This is a genomic window from Maridesulfovibrio frigidus DSM 17176, from assembly GCF_000711735.1.
Taxonomy (GTDB): Bacteria; Desulfobacterota; Desulfovibrionia; order Desulfovibrionales; family Desulfovibrionaceae; genus Maridesulfovibrio; species Maridesulfovibrio frigidus.
In genome coordinates this window covers 668,530-686,318 of sequence record NZ_JONL01000001.1, presented here as the reverse complement: position 1 = coordinate 686,318, position 17,789 = coordinate 668,530, and the positions used below count along the sequence as shown (strand labels likewise).

13 protein-coding genes are annotated in these 17,789 nt (G+C 39.6%); 10 read left to right on the top strand and 3 right to left on the bottom strand.

What is annotated here, in order from left to right; translation table 11 throughout:
- Window positions 1-62 precede the first annotated feature (62 nt).
- Complete coding sequence (locus tag BR06_RS0103270; RefSeq protein WP_031480086.1) at window positions 63-3,911, bottom strand: hypothetical protein; 3,849 nt, start codon at window positions 3,909-3,911, stop codon at window positions 63-65.
- A gap of 289 nt (window positions 3,912-4,200) precedes the next feature.
- On the opposite strand from BR06_RS0103270, the gene BR06_RS0103265 reads away from it, so the two are divergent.
- The 10 genes from BR06_RS0103265 (at window position 4,201) to BR06_RS0103225 (ending at window position 16,509) form a co-directional block, all read left to right on the top strand.
- Entirely contained in the window at window positions 4,201-6,063 is a 1,863-nt protein-coding gene (locus BR06_RS0103265; RefSeq protein WP_031480084.1) for a pentapeptide repeat-containing protein, read from the top strand.
- A gap of 378 nt (window positions 6,064-6,441) precedes the next feature.
- Entirely contained in the window at window positions 6,442-6,759 is a 318-nt protein-coding gene (locus BR06_RS0103260) for a plasmid mobilization protein (RefSeq protein ID WP_031480082.1), read from the top strand.
- On the top strand, window positions 6,756-8,447 hold the full coding sequence (gene traI, locus BR06_RS20675; protein WP_235727648.1) for a TraI/MobA(P) family conjugative relaxase: 1,692 nt from the start codon (window positions 6,756-6,758) through the stop codon (window positions 8,445-8,447). The genes BR06_RS0103260 and traI overlap by 4 nt, the downstream gene beginning before the upstream one ends.
- A 189-nt stretch (window positions 8,448-8,636) precedes the next feature.
- Entirely contained in the window at window positions 8,637-10,049 is a 1,413-nt protein-coding gene (locus tag BR06_RS0103250) for a hypothetical protein (protein WP_031480078.1), read from the top strand.
- A gap of 15 nt (window positions 10,050-10,064) precedes the next feature.
- A complete protein-coding gene (locus BR06_RS0103245; RefSeq protein ID WP_051676879.1) occupies window positions 10,065-10,994 on the top strand; it encodes an AAA family ATPase in 930 nt (309 codons plus the stop codon).
- Between the two features lie 6 nt (window positions 10,995-11,000).
- A complete protein-coding gene (locus tag BR06_RS20615) occupies window positions 11,001-13,811 on the top strand; it encodes a formylglycine-generating enzyme family protein (protein WP_211252460.1) in 2,811 nt (936 codons plus the stop codon).
- A gap of 106 nt (window positions 13,812-13,917) precedes the next feature.
- Window positions 13,918-14,415 carry an HRDC domain-containing protein gene (locus tag BR06_RS0103235; RefSeq protein ID WP_031480072.1) on the top strand — a complete coding sequence of 166 codons (498 nt, stop codon included), beginning with the start codon at window positions 13,918-13,920 and terminating at the stop codon, window positions 14,413-14,415.
- Complete coding sequence (locus BR06_RS19540; RefSeq protein ID WP_051676878.1) at window positions 14,387-15,394, top strand: RNA-directed DNA polymerase; 1,008 nt, start codon at window positions 14,387-14,389, stop codon at window positions 15,392-15,394. The genes BR06_RS0103235 and BR06_RS19540 overlap by 29 nt, the downstream gene beginning before the upstream one ends.
- A 78-nt stretch (window positions 15,395-15,472) precedes the next feature.
- A complete protein-coding gene (locus BR06_RS20910) occupies window positions 15,473-15,565 on the top strand; it encodes a hypothetical protein (protein WP_407637417.1) in 93 nt (30 codons plus the stop codon).
- A gap of 125 nt (window positions 15,566-15,690) precedes the next feature.
- Window positions 15,691-16,509: a formylglycine-generating enzyme family protein gene (locus BR06_RS0103225; protein WP_031480068.1), complete on the top strand. Its 819-nt coding sequence runs from the start codon at window positions 15,691-15,693 to the stop codon at window positions 16,507-16,509.
- 178 nt (window positions 16,510-16,687) lie between these two features.
- On the opposite strand, the gene cmr4 is transcribed toward BR06_RS0103225, so the two are convergent.
- A complete protein-coding gene (gene cmr4 / locus BR06_RS0103220; RefSeq protein ID WP_031480066.1) occupies window positions 16,688-17,542 on the bottom strand; it encodes a type III-B CRISPR module RAMP protein Cmr4 in 855 nt (284 codons plus the stop codon).
- Window positions 17,543-17,569: 27 nt separating this feature from the next.
- The gene (locus tag BR06_RS20265; protein ID WP_211252459.1) at window positions 17,570-17,746 is read right to left on the bottom strand and encodes a hypothetical protein; all 177 of its coding nucleotides are present in this window, start codon (window positions 17,744-17,746) and stop codon (window positions 17,570-17,572) included.
- Window positions 17,747-17,789 lie beyond the last annotated feature (43 nt).

Here is a 17,789-nt window from a genome sequence, read left to right as displayed (position 1 = left end):
CTAGACATTTCTACAAATGAATATCTAGGGATATTCAACAATTAAGAGCTGAGAGCTAAAGGCTAGTGCATATTTCTAATATCACGTTCTTTATCCTGCCTTTGACCATCCGCGGTATAACCACGGACAAGAATATCTAACACTTCACGGCTCTTACTTTCTTTTATTGGAGATAAACTATCTCTCCAATTTCGATACTGCTCCGCTAATTCATACTCTTGCTTCCCACCTTCATTCATGGATTTAGAAAAAATTCCTCTGGCATTGGATTTTCCCATTGCCATTCCTGAAATTGTTTTTTCTGTGCCATGCTTCTCTAAAATATTTCGAACTATTTTATTAGGCCAAATACCATCTTCATCAGGAGGAATGAATGATAAAATTTGTCCTATATGATTATCACAGACAGCACTTCGATCTTTTTCTTTTCCGAGTTGATGAGCACTTTCAACCCAACGCTCTAAAATATCGTTGCAAAGTTTTTCATCTGTGTCTAACCCTGGATATGGGGACTCCCAGTGATAAAGAAGCTCCCAAAAGACTTTAGCGTGATTTGTTTTGTCGGTTGAAGATTTTTCTTCAGTATGTTCAGATTTATTCCTGCTTTTGTATGTTTTGGATAACACTTCAATAAAGAATTCTGGTGACTTTGCTAACCATTTGTACAGAGTTAACTCCAATCTCTTTGCGTCAAGTCCAAGCGCCGGAAGAAAGAATAATTCTAAATTAGCAACTTCTCCTTCATTTAGTTTTGATGATACAACACTAAGCCTCTTAACATATTCATAAACTTGGCAAGAATCAATATTAGGATGACCTCCTAATTCAACACTGTCAGTATATTCTTCAATTGTTTTTTGCCCAATTAAGAGTAATTCTTCTGGAGTAACACTTTTAGGAAGTATTGAACTTTTTTCAAAGATGTCAGTTGCCCGTTTTACCTGAATTATATTTTTTATCGCTATCTTACAAAAAACTGAGTCCAAATTATAAAAATAAATATCAACCTTCTTCCAATAAAAAGTTTGTATATTTGTTGAAAATAATTCTAATTCTTTCAAAAAATTATTTCCAGAAAAGCCAGAAATAAGCACTCCTGCATCACAATCTCTTATTTCCCCTGATTCATTCTGCCTTTTCAACCAATCCATTATTGGATATTTATTTTCATATGCCTCATAAAAAAAGCTCCTTGCAATATACAACCCTTTATCATTTATAAGTAATAATTTTATAACAGCAGTGATGCGTTCAATTGTGAGAAGCTCAACAATACACGCAGGAATAAAATGATAACAATTTTCAACTACAAGCAAATATTTTACAAGGCTTTCCTCGTTTTCGGAAATTAACACATTGTGGACAGCTTGTTTATAAAGTTCAGGCATTTGATCTCTAGCCTTTTCAAAGTCACTTTCACCTGTAAGAACAACACTATTGCCAGATCTTCCTAATATTTCAAACCATGCTGCCGTATCATTTTTTAAAGTGTTTTCAATAATTTCTATAACTATGGGAAAAAACGGTCGATCACTATCAGAGGATTTACCTATCTGTAACATTCTTAAATCTCTTAAAATATCATAAAAAATATCCACATTTTTGCTATCTTGCCATGTTAACGAAATAGAGCGAATTAGTTGAACGTATTTTTCTTCCAATTCTTCATCATGCAAAAACCGAATAGAAGAAAGTAATTTTGCTATCCTTTCTACATGACCTTCAGCTAAACGGAAACGCAGTTTTGCAATATATCGATATTCAAGGCGAATCTCATCAAGATAGCGTTCACCCTCGTTTATTCCTGAATCAACAATTTTAGGCTTTTGTGTTGGGGAAGACATAGAACGCATATTAACAACAAGAGCACTTGTTAATTTCCACGTAGTATCAGGAAACTCTTCTGCGAGAACTTCAAGCAATTCAAGTCGAGCACTCGATCTAAGTGCTAACTTAGGTGACCACGGTAAAAAGATTTCTTTTAAAGAATTAAGAGGTGTATTTGCCCAATTCCCATAGTCAACATCTAAACTAGCTAATGAAGCAAAAATTTTGACAGCATCTACACAACATTCTGGAATCCATGCAGCAACTTCAAGCCCCCAAAGAAGCCCTGTCCATAGGGCATCACCACCTAATGGACCTCCTGTTTGGCACATCTTCGCGAAAAAATTTGGAGAAGTATGAATCAGTTCTTTGAGGGCATTGAGGAAAGGGACTGGGCACGCTTCCATTAATGTTGGAAATTCATCTTTCAAACTTGCTAATAAAGAATCATCATACCTAAAGTCGATAGATTCAAAAACAGTATTTAAGCATTCTGTTGCAATGCAAACTTGATCATCATCAATTCCTTTAATATCCTTTACACGTCTGCCTAGTAATAAAAGCCCTTCTGCTATTCCACTCCTCAGCATTCCTGAATACAGTCTTTTTTCACGAGCTTCGTGTGCTGCCCATCTTTTATCTGGGGCAACATCTAGGAGTGGATCTTTTTCAGAAAGAACCTTTACCGCAACCTCAGTAAAAGTCTTAAGTTGAGATTGTGTAAGTTTACCAAAAAGGACTTCAAATGAATCAATAGGAGATTTGAATGAATAGACTTCTCCAACTCTTAATAAAGGAGTGTCCTCAATTCTGAGAACATCTCTTAATTGTCGACACTCACTTATATAATCTTGCCCACTAGTTAAATCCAATACGATCTGTTTATCACCTTCTTTACGCCCATCCCACCTATTGATCAGTAAAAAAGGCAACAATTCATGATTATTACACCATTCAACGGGAATAGAACTTCTGGCTAACCTTCGAATTAGTACAGGAATACTTCTAGCACATTGCTGAGCTTGAAGGTGAGGTTGATATACTAACATTTCTTCCAAAGCTTTCTGGAATGTGTGTACTGTGGCTCTTGGAAGGGCAATATTATCCCGATGGGCATTATGTAATAATGAAGGGTAAATAATATAGTGACCATACTTCTCTGCACCAAAAGAAGAGTAAACAGGTTCTTTACAAATAATAATCATTGGAGAAGATGAAATATCAACGATATTATTTAATATTTTCTCTGTATCAATCACACATAAAGGAGGGAGTTCAAAGGCATCATCATCATCTCTTACCTCTTCATATTTACTTAAAGTAGAAATAACAAATCCTATAGAATCATCAGAAGAATCGCCAATAATAGAAAATACACTAGAATTTCCACGCAATTTATCCATAAGAGCAATACACTGCTTTTCTCGGTCTGCTAGAAAAATACTTCGCCCAAGCCGAGGGTCAGTCCGGTAAGCCAACTCATCCCAAAATTGAAGCCCAGTATTTACTCCGTCAGGCAGTACTTTTTTCAAACTTTGCAGAAAAGAATCTGAAAAATACTGATCAGTGCTGAGCCACTTAATGACATCATAAATATTTCTATATTGTGACGGTTTTTCAAAAAACACTTCTCTAATGGATGCATTTTCTGGGGTCATAAGCAATTTTTCGATATGGCTAGCATTTTGCCATTCAACCGTTATTCCTTTTTCCTTAGCAACACATTCAATGGCAACTACAGGCTCAGGTTGTTTAGGTTCATCTTCTTGTAAGTTCGCCCCCCATTCAGCATTTGTATAAACAATAAAAACATTTAAATCTGGATACCTTTTTGCAGCAGTTTTTAAGGAATGAATAATTTGGTTTTTCGCAAGTTTTTTATCATCAAAAAATTTAGCTTGAAACCCAATTTGTTTTCCTTCACGCAAAATAGGATCTGTTTCTAGACCAGGATGATTTTTATACCTAAACAATCCATACTTAATATTATATCTGTTGCAAAAGAGTAAATAACTAACAAACTCAAAGGCATCAGTAGTTTCGATATTATTATTTCCAAATTCCTTCCAAAGCTCTTGTGGCACAACTTTTCCCCTTTATTTATAGCTAATCAACTTATTAATATTTTTAGCATAACAGTCTTCTTATTACTTAAAAAATTTATATTCCAACATAACACTTATAGCAATTTAAATTATCAATTTAAACTTATATATTCGTTACTTCTATTAACGCAACACAATTATCAATAGAGATCTTCTCACGTCTGCCACTTCATTAATATTCATCCCCACCATACCTCTGGATTAATCACAACAAATTATAGTACAAGCCTTTGATCTTAGAAATAACATTTAGTTTAGGAGTTCACATATGGCTTGTTGTATCGGAGCTGACTATAATGATTGGTGCAAAGATTACGACATTATTTATGTTGACGGAGACGGTAAGGAATATTGCATCTTTCATGCCCCAGCGGAGCATAAGTATTCTGAGCGATATGTAGAGGGTGAAGGTCAACGGCCTGATTTGATGTCTGGTGATGATTTTAATGGATTAGTTTTTGCTCGGATACAGGCGGTTATTGATGCGGAGGGGGAGAGGGAACAAGATAAAGTTGACTTATCTAATTGGAATCCTCGGTGCAACTTTGCCGGGACTATTTTTTTTGCGAATATTTCATTTACAAAATTTAAAAAAAATGGTTTGCCATCAATCGATTTTAGATCTTGTAAATTCTTAGACACAACAACCTTTAATTCTTGTACATTCAGAGGCTTAGCATTGTTTGGCGTGTGTGTATTTCAGGGGAATGCTAATTTTGATTCCTGTGAATTCCAAGCAGGATCTTTTTTCTTTTTCAGTCGATTTAAGGGAAGGACAATTTTTGAATCCTGCAAATTTCAACAAATAACATCTTTTACTAATTGCAAATTCAACCATGAAATTAGTTTTGACTCTAGCCAGTTTCATAAAGAAGCTGATTTTACGAGTTGCCAATTCAGAGAGATAACATTTTTTAATTCCTGCAATTTCAATGGTATATCAAATTTTACTCTTAGCCAATTTCGAAAAAAAACAAAATTTTATTCTAGCAGATTTCAAAAGACAATGAACTTAGATTCATGTCAATTCCGTAGTATCGCAAATTTTAATTCTAGCCAGTTTTATGAGAAAGCAAATTTTAATTTAACTCAATTTCGAGGACTCACAAATTTTAATTACACACAGTTCTGTATGGAAGCAGTTTTTAATCACACTCAATTCCGACTAGAAGTCGATTTCTTAGGGGGATGTTTTAAAAAAATTAGCTTTTATAATGCTGAAGCCCGAAACCAAATCAATTTTAAAGACTCTACTTTTGGAAAAGCCATATTTGATAACATGAAATTTATAGGACCTCTTCACTTAGAAGGAGCATGGTTTTTAGAACAATCATCTTTTAATAATGCTATTTTTCATGAATATTCAAACTTTAAAAATTCTGAATTTTATGATGAAATTAATTTTAGATTCGCATTATTTAAAGAATGGTCTTACTTTAAAAATGTTATTTTTAATCAAAAAGCTTCTTTTGCTGGAACAATTTCAAAAGAAACAATTTTGATTGAAGCAACTAACCTTTCAAAACTTAGCCTCTCTGGAACTAATATTGAATCATTTAAATTTGTAGAATGCGGATGGCCTGAGGTCAAAGGTATAAAAATAGTTTATGATGAAAAAATAAAACCTAAAGAAAATAACAATGTCTTAAAGCTGGAAGACACCTACCGCCGCCTCAAAAAGATATCACGTGACAATAATGATGAGATCCTAGCCTCAGCATGGCACTACAAAGAAAAAGAAATGCTCAGAAAAAGACTGCATCATGAAAACAAGTGGAAGTCCCCGCGAACATTGTTCTTAAGGACAATTAACAATATTTACTGGATCATAAGCGGGTATGGGGAAGAACCTCTTCGGGCTTTTGCTTTCTTATTTTTGTTCATTCTCTGTCCTTTACTAACCGCCCTTTATTTCGGACCATTCTATGAATTCACATTGTGCGGCGAAGTTTTTAAAGACAACACACACTTAGTTTCCCGTTGGCTATGGTATCTTCCTCTAACTAAAATAGAGCTCACCTGCTCCAATATTTCTGACTGGAACTATTTTTTTAAAGCATTTTACAACCTTCTTGTAACCATCCAAGCTGCCCTCTTCGCTTTTGCCCTACGGAACAAATTCCGCAGGTAAGCAAAATAATCATACCGTGCATAGTTTGCACGGGCTCCCCGACATATCAGTTCTAATCAAATAAACTGACCTTTATTAACGCAACATGTTTGCTAATGGAGGTCTTTTTTATGATATTTTACGATATTTTATGATTTTAAGAGATATTTAATGAGATTAAACGAGATTTTATGATATTCCTCTCTTTTTACTTAATGACTTGTAATAATGGCACTAAATCGCATATAATCTCACGGAGTCGGAAGGCAGGACAGGTAAGGTAGGCCCACTTTTTCAAAGTGGACGACCTTACGCCCTGCCCAGCCTGTGGCTGAGGTTGACTTATTCGCCTTCGGCTCAACGTAAGAATAAAGACAATCAAGAAAAAGAGTGGAATTCGTGCCGAGTAATAAGAAAGTCATAAAAGCATATGTCTCTGAAGAAGAGCACAATAAAGTCAGTGCCACTGCAAAGCAGTGTAGTCTGTCCATTTCTGCTTTTGCGAAAGCCGTTTGCCTTGGTCATGAAATTAAGAGCCGGGAGGATCAGCAGGCACGCCGGGAGTTGTTAAAAATTAATGCAGACCTTGCCCGACTTGGAGGTCTGCTCAAGATGTGGATTCTTGATGATGACAAACACCGGCTTGATGTTGAGGAGTTGCTTAAAGATCTACGGCAGCGACAGAAGGAATTGTGCGAGAAGGTGATAAGCTTATGATTAGCCGAAGGATAGCTTGTAAGCCTCAGAACGATAGTTATCGGAGATTGGCCGACTACATTGCCGATGCTAAGAACAAAGGGGAGAAGACTCTTTATTCTTGGAATGATGGCTGTTGGGCTGGTGAAAACTATCAACTGGCCATTCAGGAAGTTTTGGACACTCAGGATCTGAACCAGCGCACCAGGAAAGAAAAGACTTATCATCTGATTGTGTCCTTCAGGCCGGAAGATGAAGCCCTGCTGACTCCAGAGAAGTGTAAGGTGATGGAAAAAGAATTTGCGAAGGTTTTAGGATTTGAGGACCACCAACGTCATTGTGGAGTTCATAAGAATACTAACAACATTCACATGCATATTGCTTACAATATGATTCATCCTGAAACTCTGACTAGGCATGAGCCTTACCGAGACTATTTCAAGCGCGACCGGCTGCATCGTGAACTGGAACAGAAGTTTGGTTTGAAGCCAGACAATGGCCGGCAAAAGGATATGGAGGCTAAGCGAAATAATGATAGGGCTGAGACTTATGAAGCGCATTCCGGGCAGCAGTCTTTTGATTCCTACTTGAAAGAGCGCAAGGACTTTATTTTCAAGTCACTAGATAGCGCACAGAGTTGGCAGGATTTCCATAAATCGCTGGCGCAGATAGGTGTTGAGGTTAAAGCTAGAGGGAATGGCTGTATCATCAAAGATAAACATTCCAGTACTGCCGTTAAAGCTAGTAGGCTGGATCGAAATTTTACCAAAGCTAAGCTTGAAGGAAAACTTGGGCAGTATCAGAAACCGTTGTCCATTGCGCAGGAAGTTGTAGAAAATGATCGGTACGTATCGCGCCCACTTCATAAAAAGCGAGGGGAGCTTTACGCGCAGTACCGTGAGGCAATAGACGGCAGGAAAAAAGTCTACGAAGATCTCAAGTCTGAACAGGATGAACGCTGGAACTGCGCGGCAGATTTTTGGGGTAACAAGATTAAAGCGATTAAGAATGACCGCAAACTGACTCTTAAAGACCGGAGTAAGTTGTTAGCCATGGCAGCCGGTAAGAAGACTGAAATACAGGAAGGAATAAAAGTGGAAATGGCAGAGAGAAGGTCAGAGTTGCGAAAACAAAGTCCTTTTAGCCGCTGGAATGATTTTCTTAAATGGAAGGCTGAAAACGGTGATGACGTGGCTTTGCAGGTCTTGCGGTCCAAGAAAGATCCAATTGAAAGAAATACTCAGCAAGAGTTCGCAAAAGCCGATCCTTTAGCACCGAACTGGAAGCTGAAGCAAAGTCAGATCCGAGTGGATTCCAGTTTAGCTTGGAAGGATAAGCGTAAGTTGATTTCGATTGCCAAGATGCTCCAGCTCCAAGCTGAGGAAAAGAAACGTTACAATATTGGGCAAAGTATTGAGCATCGGGCGAAGAATAAAGATGGCGAGTTCAAGCCTGAAAAACCGATGTTAAATAAGCTTAGTTGGCGTGTCGATTCCTCTGGGAATATTCTTTATACGCTGGAAAGTGGCGGCATGGTCAAAGATAATGGCGATAAGATCTTTTTCAGCGTGAGTGATTCGAAGGCAGGGATAGTGGCTGAGAAGTTGGCGAAGCGGGTGTTCGGGCCACATGTTGTAATGAAGGATAATGAGATTTACCGGAAGGGAGTGAGGCGCACAAAGAGTGCAGGAGTAGTGCGTGGGCGATAGATAAATTGCTTTGATAAGTCTCTTCTATTTCTTTATTGCTATTTAGAAAGTATTTGTTAATCGTATATTAATGCTGGTTATTTATAATAGTATGGAGTTAATTGGCTATTAATGATTGAGGTTGTCGGTCCACATAGTATTATTTCAGTATCAGGTTGATATATAAATATTCCGTTGGTGGAGGTGGTTATGGCTTTTACTAAGTTAGCTTCAAAGTTCTTCAAAATAGCAAAGCCAATGGCGAATGTTTTGTTCTTGGTTGCGGACGTAATGAGCAGCAGAAAGGGGGAGTTTGATCCCTCAATTTATAATAATATCAAAAAATATAAATCATTGTTGAATCCTGCTGACGGCTGGTTTTCTTCTAGAAAGGCGAAGGTCGTCCAAACTGTTTTTTTTGAAAGAAGCATAAGAGACAATGAAAATTTCGAATGGTTATGTGCAGTTTCTGATCGTGATATTTTATCGTTGTTAAAAGATAATGCTGCAGGAAAAGATTACTCTTGTAGCGATCTGTATAATAAATTATCAGAAAAATTTTTTGAAGGTAAAGATGTTAATGCAGAACGTTTTTCACTTTTTATAAATTGTGCAATAGGTTATTTTAGCGTCTTTATATGCAACAGTGCAAAACAAAGGGAGAAGCTAAGTATATCAATTTTGGGTGACATCGAAGGTGATATGCAAGATGCAAGTGTATCCGTTTTAGATATAATTAAGAATTTTTGCGATAGTTCTGATGCTGTAATCTCTGCTTCAATAAATAGCCATTTCAAAGAAAATTTTAAAGAGAGTCTTTTGTCGAATGCAGCCTCAAAGCTATACTATATTGATTCAGAGTTTTTAAAGTATTTTTTTGGCAACAGGTATGTTTTCGGTGATAGTTTGTCGGAGAATGGAAATAAAAAAGAGATTCAGGCAGATTTCTTAAAATATCTAGAGGATACTTGTGCAGATGATTTTGCGGAGAATATTTGTAATATTGTAAATACGTTAGGTGCCAATTATAAAGGACATATATACTCTTGTAAGGACATATTTTGTAAAGAAATTTCGTTTTGCTTTGCCCTAAAGATTCTTTCCGAATATGATGATTTTATTTTAACACCACAAAATATTTATGAAATAAATGAATCTTTAATTATAAAATGTTTATCTCGTGATAATGTTGAGATTGAGCTGATTATTTCTTCTATTACCGGGAAAAGTCCGGACTTCAGAATTGAGAATCCTAATATTTTAACAATAGGTGAAGTTGGAATCGATAAAGAGAATAATGAAGATGAATATATTGATGTAATGGAGTGTGCTCTAATAGGTAGATGCCAGGAAAGGCTTAGCAGTTCTTTGTATAAGGGGGCGACTCGCGATAATCAAAAAATTAATAAAGCATTAACTAAATCTAGTAATTTCGATATCCCATTGTATTTTTATATTATTTTGGAAGAGGCTGTGTACGGGGAAGCTATGGCAAATAATCTTGGTGGCATGTTTCATTTGCTTAGATTTATTATGCGTAGTGATGATGACGATGCGATACGATTTTCTAAGGTAGAGACCTATAGGGATGCCATTGATTCAATTGAAGCTACTATAAATTAATTATAAAGGTGAATAATGGAAAGTAAAAACTATAAGTGGGATCCTGCTCACGAATTTGTTATTGATGCCGCAATTGCTTTAGGAAGGCCCTTACTCGTGCGAGGTGAACCTGGAGTTGGTAAAAGCAGCTTGGCTCGGGCTGCCGCTGAGAAATTGAAACGCACATTTATTTCTGAAGTCGTAACTGCGAGAACAGAACCTAATGATTTGTTGTGGCAGTTTGATGGGGTTAAGCGTTTGGGCGATGCTCAGATAGAGTGCGCTTTGCCGGAAGCTCAACGGGATTCCTCGCGACTTGATAAAAGTAATTATCTTATACCGGGTGCGTTGTGGTGGGCTTTTCAGCCTGAGCAAGCGGCAGATTTTTATGATCGTTGTTCTGGTAGTTGTTATCCTTCTTTAAACTACAATATAAAAAATCCTGTTAATAAAGGTGGATGGGTTGTTCTTATTGATGAAATTGATAAGGCCGATTCAGATGTGCCTAATTCTCTACTGGAAGCGTTTGCTGAAGGGCAGTTTAAGGTGCCATATCTTGATGAATCTGTTTCCATTCAAGATGGAATTACTGATCAAGAGAAAATCCCTAATCCGCTGATTATTATTACAACAAATGAAGAACGCGAGCTTCCTAAAGCCTTTTTACGACGTTGTTTTGTTCTGCACATGGGTATTCCTGAAATAGAAGATGATGCTGAAAAGTGGCTTATTGAACGGGCAAAGGCTCATGATGCTTCAGATGATCTTCCGCTGTCCAAAATAGCAAAGATCGTGCTGGAGGATAGAAAAAACTCTTCGGGTCGGTATAAACCAGGTTTGGGGGAATATCTGGATTTTGTTAGTACATTTGCAAATAAAAAGCCTTCGGAAAAAATGTCTAAGAAAGAAGAAGGTAAATTTTTTGAGATCATTAAATCTTTTACATTGAACAAAGATGCTTCTTAGCCTGTTATGAGCAAATCAAGTAAATACTTTCCATCTGGAGCTGTGGGACGGGGTGACCTTATCCGCTTACTGTCATATTTTCCAGACGCTCCGCACGATATTTTGGCAGGTCTTTTAGGATATAAGCGCATTCCATTAAAGCCTACTTCAAGCGGTGAAGACGTAGACGGTGGAAAAAATGATGAGTTCACCGGACGGACTCCTGATGGAGTTCTTCAAAAAGGGTGGAATAGTACTCTAACTCCTCGTTTTTGGCATGTTAATGAACGCGAGTTTTTGAATGATGAACATGTTGTTCCATCCCAAATTCCGAATAAAAAGGCAACATCTCAGCCCGTTGTAACTCGTAAGCCTGCCCCTCTTAAAGAGCCTCTTATTCCTTGGAAACGTCTGTGGCCTTTTTTGAAGGGAGTTCTAGAGGGAGAGATTTACTCGCGTCAGCCTGATGAGCGAGAGGCTCTCCGTATTCTTTCTAAAGGGGAGGCTTTTAATTCTATCCCATTAAAAAAAAGAAAGACATGGGCTTCATTTTCTCAAATAATTATGGATACATCTAAAAGGCTTTCTGTTTTTAGGGATGATTTTCATTTGCTTGTCGATGGAGTGGAGGAGCTAACTGGTTCTGCTCATCTACAGGTCTGCCGTTTACCTTATGGGCCGCTTAATAAAGCCTATTACCCTAAAAAGGAAGAATTTAAGGAAATTAATATAGATCAGTATGGTGCTCCTCTTCTGATTCTTTCAGATCTTGGTAGCTATGGCTCTTCATATGATCGAGCTCAATGGTTGCGTTTTGGTGAATCATTGTACAACACAGGAATACGCCCTGTTGTTTTGAATCCTGCTCCCCAAAGTATGTGGGACGATAAGCTTACAAAATTGTTCCGCCAAGTTTGTTGGGATACAAGTGTTAATTTGCCGCCGATTCATGGCTCCAAAGGTGGAGTGATGCATTGTGATGTTGATGGCGGTAAACAGGATTTTGTTGAGTTGTTGCTTAGCTTGTTATCGCCTGCAATTTATATAGATCTCGGACTGGTGCGCGCTATGCGTAAGTTGTTGCCGGAAGCGAGTGCGGAGGTCGAAGCTTTTGTCTGGGGGCATAGCGCAGTTGATGCTACATACAAATCTTTTGCATTTAAACGTTCCCACCTGCAATACTATAGGGATAAATTTAACAAACTTGAGGTAGATTTTAAAGAAAAAGCACTAAAAGTAATAGAAGATTGTCATACTTTTTTACCATCTGAGGTGCAATTAGAGGAAAGGCTTTCACAGCATGTTTTGCGAAGAAAATATGCACCGGAAACGTCTATCCCTGAAGACGTTAAAGAGTATCTCGAATGGCTAAATGATTGTCTTTTCAGTGGAGGGGGCGATAGGGGGGCGTCAACCCTTGCATGGGTAAAACGCATGAGTTGGCGCCAACTTGATGAGGTCAGGGCTGTTGAAGGCGCGGAGCAATTATGTGCAGCAGCAGCTAAAGCTTTTGAAAGGGAGCTTATGTCCAAAAACAGTGCTGAATTACCGACTTTTTTAAAAGAAAAAGATATAGTAGGATTTAGTGAAAAGGAGCATCCCTTTAAATCCTGGGAGGTTCGGCAGATAGGGACTGAGTTTTATATTTTTGATGAGTCTTCGCACCTCTTACAATCATATGCTCAAGGGAGCCATATTACTTATATCAGAGGACAAAGGTTGTTAAAAATTGAAGCTCAAAATAAGGTCCAGCAACGTACTTTTGCAGATGGTCTTTGTATACCTACGTCCGCCAATGAAGTAATTGTTTTAAGCTCTAGCTCTGAATCCATCACACTTTCCTCCATAACTAAACCCGACTGGGCCGATTCCATTTACCGTAATTCTTCCGGTCTGTACGCTACCCTTCTTCTGAATGATTCCAAAATAAAACACGTGCTTTCAAGTGAAATAAAAGAATTGAACCGTTTTTCAAATTACGACAAAAGCTCCAAAGATAATGTTGAAAAAGGCTTCTGGCTCAACCTCTCTCAATTAAATAAAACTTTTGAAATAGGTCTCCCTGACATCTCATGGGCGGAGAACTACGGATTTGATCAATACGGTCTCTATGCCGATTTAAATATCGAAGGGGTAATACAGCGTATGCGCTGGATACATCCCGGGACTTTTATGATGGGCTCTCCCGAAGATGAGCCGGCAAGGCATGATAACGAAATACAGCATGAAGTGACATTGACAAAAGGTTACTGGCTTGCTGACACACCCTGTACTCAGGAGTTGTGGGAAAAGGTTATGGGCAATAATCGCAGCGAATTTAAAGGAAATGCTCAGTTGCCTGTCGAGAGAGTTTCTTGGGATGACTGTCAGGAGTTTATTCAAACCGTGAATAAGCGTTTTCAAGAGTTGAATCTAAAGTTTCCTACCGAAGCTGAGTGGGAATATGGATGCCGTGCCGGAACAGATACATCGTTTTCATTTGGTGTTAATATTACTACGGAACAGGTGAACTATGATGGGAGTCACCCATACAACGATGGTCCCAAGGGCGTTTCACGAGGGAAAACTGTGCTGGTTAAGGAATTGTCCTGTAATCAGTGGGGTCTTTATCAAATGCATGGGAATGTGTGGGAGTGGTGCGCTGATTGGTATGGTGAATATCCAGAAAGGTCTATCGAAAACCCACAGGGCTCTACTGACGACGGGCTCCGCGTTCTGCGTGGCGGCGGCTGGAGCGGCAACGGCAGGTTCGTGCGTTCTGCCATCCGCATCAGGCGCCAGCCGGATAGCCGTGACGGGTGCTTTGGTTTTCGTTTTTCCTTAGGCCAAAAGGGGTAGCCGGAGGCGCAAAAGGAAGAGTTAAGCTCCTGCCGGGCTGCGTCGCGGAGCAGCAGCCAAGGTCAGGGGCGGCGGGAAGTTAGGTAGAAATTGAAAGAGTAGAATAATGAAATATGCCTTTTTTAGCGTGCCGGTAGGCTGCAAAGAATCTGAGCGGGAGTTGAATTCATTTTGTGCAACTCATCGCATATTAGCTGTGGATAAGCATTTTGTTGTGGACTCGGGATCGGGATTCTGGACTTTTTGTATTTCGTATATTGGAATAGATCCGGTCAAATCTGCTCCCAGACAAAAGGTAGATTACAAGGAGGTTCTTTCAGAAAGTGAGTTTTCTGTTTTTGCCGAGCTGCGTAGGCTCCGAAAGGATCTTGCAGACAAGGGTGGTGTTCCTGCTTACGCCGTATTCACAAATGAACAGCTTGCTGCTTTTGTTCGAGATAAAATTATAACAAAGTCCGGAATGGAGAGTGTGGCCGGAGTTGGTGCCGCTAAAATTAAAAGTTATGCAGAAGTATTTTTGCCTGTACTTAAGAAATTGTTTCTAGATCCTGATCAGACTCAATCTGTGAGCAGAGATGAAGCGAATAGCAATCAAAATCAGTGAAGTAGCTGAATTCAATAATATGGCGTTTGCTACATTTCTTGCCGCAAAAGGTAAACGGAACCGAACTGCAGTGCGTCATTTTTTTGATGGGTTTGAGCAAAATATTTATAATCTGGGTAATGACATAAATAAAGGTCTGGCCCCATACGGCAGGTATGAACAATTTTTAATTCGTGACCCTAAACATCGTGTTATTCATGCGGCATGTTTTGAGGACAGAGTTGTACATCATGCCATTATTAGGCATGTGGGACCGGTACTGGAGAAAGCTCTTGTTCATTCAACATTCGCATGTCGTGTCGGGAAAGGAAATCTTGCCGCTATATACCGGGTTCAAAAAGGGGTGCGCAGATATCCTTGGTTTGTAAAATTGGATATATTGCGTTTTTTTGCATCCATTGATCATGAAATTCTCTTAAATCAGCTGAAGCGGAAAATTAAAGGATCATGCTGTGATTTGGTTGGGCTAATAATTGATTCTTTCTCGGAACATCCCGGTAAGGGCTTGCCCATAGGATCATTGACTTCGCAGCATTTTGCTAATTTTTATATGAGCTCTTTTGATCGTTTCTTGATGGAAAAGTTACGCGTTAAATGTCATGTCCGTTACATGGATGACGTAATATGGTGGTGTCGTTCACGGGAGGAGGCTAAGTTAACCTTGCTGGCAGCGCGAGAGTTTTTGCAGGACTTTTTAGTGCTGCAGTGCAACGAAAAAGCTGTTCAGATCAACAGATCATCTCATGGAGTCACCTATTGCGGGTATCGTGTATTGCCGGGAAGTGTAAGACTTACTCCCCGGAAGCGGTGCAGGTATTCGCAATTGAGGCGTATAAATGAGATTGCTTTTCAGCGTGGTGAAATCAGCGGAATTGAACTTCAGCAGTTGTATGCATCTTTGTCCGCAGTAATGAATCAAGCTGCGAGTTTAGGCTGGAGAAGCAAAGAACACTTATGCAATGGGGTGGTCGATGCGTAACCATAGTTTTCGGGTGATGGACAAATTAGCGAGAACCGCGTTCTGCGTGGCGGCAGCTGGAACAACAACGGCAGGAACGTGCGTTCTGCCAACCGCAACAGGAACCAGCCGGATAACCGTAACAGGAACATTGGTTTTCGTTTTTCCTTAGTTCAATATGTGGTTGGATGACCATATTGGCCAGTCCCGCATCCTGTCCATCAATTGATGGCAAAAAGTAAATGGCAGCCGGTATGTTAGTAGGTCTTTCCGAAGGCTTACCGGTGCGCCTTCTATTCAAACATAATGAGTAAAATATGACTTCAGGTTTCATTGATAACAACATCCCCCCTTCTCCCTTCCCACCTCTATGGGCAAGTTCATGGGGGCAGGATCAATATGGTCTCTATGCCGATTTAAATATCGAAGGGATAATACAGGTCATGCGTTGGATTCGTCCCGGAACTTTTATGATGGGTTCCCCCGAAGATGAGCCGAAGAGGTCTAAAAATGAAATACAACATGAAGTGACATTGACAAAAGGTTATTGGCTTGCTGACACGGCCTGTACTCAAGAGTTGTGGGAAAAGGTTATGGGCAATAATCCCAGCGAATTTAAAGGAAATGCTCAGTTGCCTGTCGAGACTGTTTCTTGGGATGACTGTCAGGAGTTTATTCAAACCGTGAATAAGCGTTTTCAAGAGTTGAATCTAAAGTTTCCTACCGAAGCTGAGTGGGAATATGGATGCCGTGCCGGAACAGATACATCGTTTTCATTTGGTGTTAATATTACTACGGAACAGGTGAACTATAATGGGAATTACCCATACAATGATGATCCCAAGGGCGTTTCACGAGGGAAAACTGTTCCGGTTAAGGAATTGCCCTGTAATCAGTGGGGGCTTCATCAAATGCATGGGAATGTGTTGGAGTGGTGCGCTGACTGGTATGGGAAATATCCAGAAAGGTCTGTCGAAAACCCACAGGGCATTACTGACGCCGGGTCCCGCGTTCTGCGTGGCGGCAGCTGGGACGACTACGGCGGGTACGTGCGTTCTGCCGACCGCAGCAGGAGCCTGCCGGTTTACCGTTACGGGGACTTTGGTTTTCGTTTTTCCTTAGGCCAAAAGGGGTAGCCGGAGGCGCAAAAGGAAGAGTTAAGCTCCTGCCGGGCTGCGTTGCGGAGCAGCAGCCAAGGTCAGGGGAGGAAAGCTAAGCCGGGCGGTCTTTATCTCTCTCTTGTGTTTTAAAAAAGCAATGCAGACAGGGATATTTGCCCCAAATTTTGAATTGAAGTTCAGCTAAATATTTTCTTTACCAATCATCCTTGTAGCTTTCATCTTGAGTTACAACAGTTATTTGCATCTGTCCGTGGCCGGTAGAGTAGTTTCTGCCGATTTGGAAGAAAGGGGGGGCTGTTGTCATTAATTTAGATGAGTACTTTCCGGTAGTATCTCCTTCTTTTGCTTTGTATGGAAGGCTTTCCAGCAGTTGGCCGAAAAAGATGCTTTCTGCAGGAACCAATTCTTCGTACCAGAGGTTTTTAGATTTATTTGTTACACTGAGTTTGTTATGAGCGTGGATTTCCATAGTGTTAGAAGCAAACCACTCGAATTTATCGTCAGATACTAGAGCCAGTCTAGGTGTTAAATGGGCTGGAACTCCATCTGTGGGCAGTGTGAGGGTTTTATGTTTTGCATTCAGTTTGATATCTTCAAGGTAGATTTTTGAAATGTCGCACAGTGCTTCTGAGATTATTATATCGTTTTCGCATTGTTCTTTAATGGCATAGGTAGAGAGTCCTTTTTTTTCTCTGGCATCATTGAACCTGCTTATCTGGAGAGGGCAGGTTATCAGGAAGAAAGTTCGCACGTTTGATCTGACTGGTATGTACAGAATCTGGGCATCCATAAAGCCGAGTAGGCCAGAGTTATTTTTGCCCACTTCTTGTGAGTCCGGGCCGAATGCCGCTGCGACTTCGTCTTTCCATTCTTCAGTACGTTGGCAGATGTCACGCCAGACTCCTTTTAACGATGTGGCCGGGATAATCGGAAAATTGGTGGATTGTTCGCGGGCGACTGAAAAGTAAATGCTTTCTCCAGCTTCGCTTGCTGTGCAGTGAAGGGGAGTCACACATCTGTATATGAGTATATTGGATTCGGTAAACATTGGTTACTACAGTTTATATGACTAAGGTTACCAGTGAAATAAAGGCCTAAGCTTTGTGCAAAGTATTAGTGTAAATTGATGGTAGTTATCCTGCATCGAAAAAACAAGTTCTTCTCCACAGTCATCACATATGATTAACTCGTGGCCGTCTTTGATTGTAAATGCCGGGTTATCCAGTGCGTTGTTCTGTTCGTCTTTTTTCATAATATTCTCTTTTAGGTTTAAGCGGCCCCCCTCAGATCCCGCT

Excerpts from the sequence above, each read along its gene's own strand:
- BR06_RS0103265 (WP_031480084.1), top strand. The coding sequence starts at position 4,201 with ATGGCTTGTTGTATCGGAGCTGACTATAATGATTGGTGCAAAGATTAC.
- traI (WP_235727648.1), top strand. The coding sequence starts at position 6,756 with ATGATTAGCCGAAGGATAGCTTGTAAGCCTCAGAACGATAGTTATCGG.
- BR06_RS0103250 (WP_031480078.1), top strand. The coding sequence starts at position 8,637 with ATGGCTTTTACTAAGTTAGCTTCAAAGTTCTTCAAAATAGCAAAGCCA.
- BR06_RS0103245 (WP_051676879.1), top strand. The coding sequence starts at position 10,065 with ATGGAAAGTAAAAACTATAAGTGGGATCCTGCTCACGAATTTGTTATT.
- BR06_RS20615 (WP_211252460.1), top strand. The coding sequence starts at position 11,001 with ATGAGCAAATCAAGTAAATACTTTCCATCTGGAGCTGTGGGACGGGGT.
- BR06_RS0103235 (WP_031480072.1), top strand. The coding sequence starts at position 13,918 with ATGAAATATGCCTTTTTTAGCGTGCCGGTAGGCTGCAAAGAATCTGAG.
- BR06_RS19540 (WP_051676878.1), top strand. The coding sequence starts at position 14,387 with ATGAAGCGAATAGCAATCAAAATCAGTGAAGTAGCTGAATTCAATAAT.
- BR06_RS0103225 (WP_031480068.1), top strand. The coding sequence starts at position 15,691 with ATGACTTCAGGTTTCATTGATAACAACATCCCCCCTTCTCCCTTCCCA.
- cmr4 (WP_031480066.1), bottom strand. The coding sequence starts at position 17,542 with ATGTTTACCGAATCCAATATACTCATATACAGATGTGTGACTCCCCTT.
- BR06_RS20265 (WP_211252459.1), bottom strand. The coding sequence starts at position 17,746 with ATGAAAAAAGACGAACAGAACAACGCACTGGATAACCCGGCATTTACA.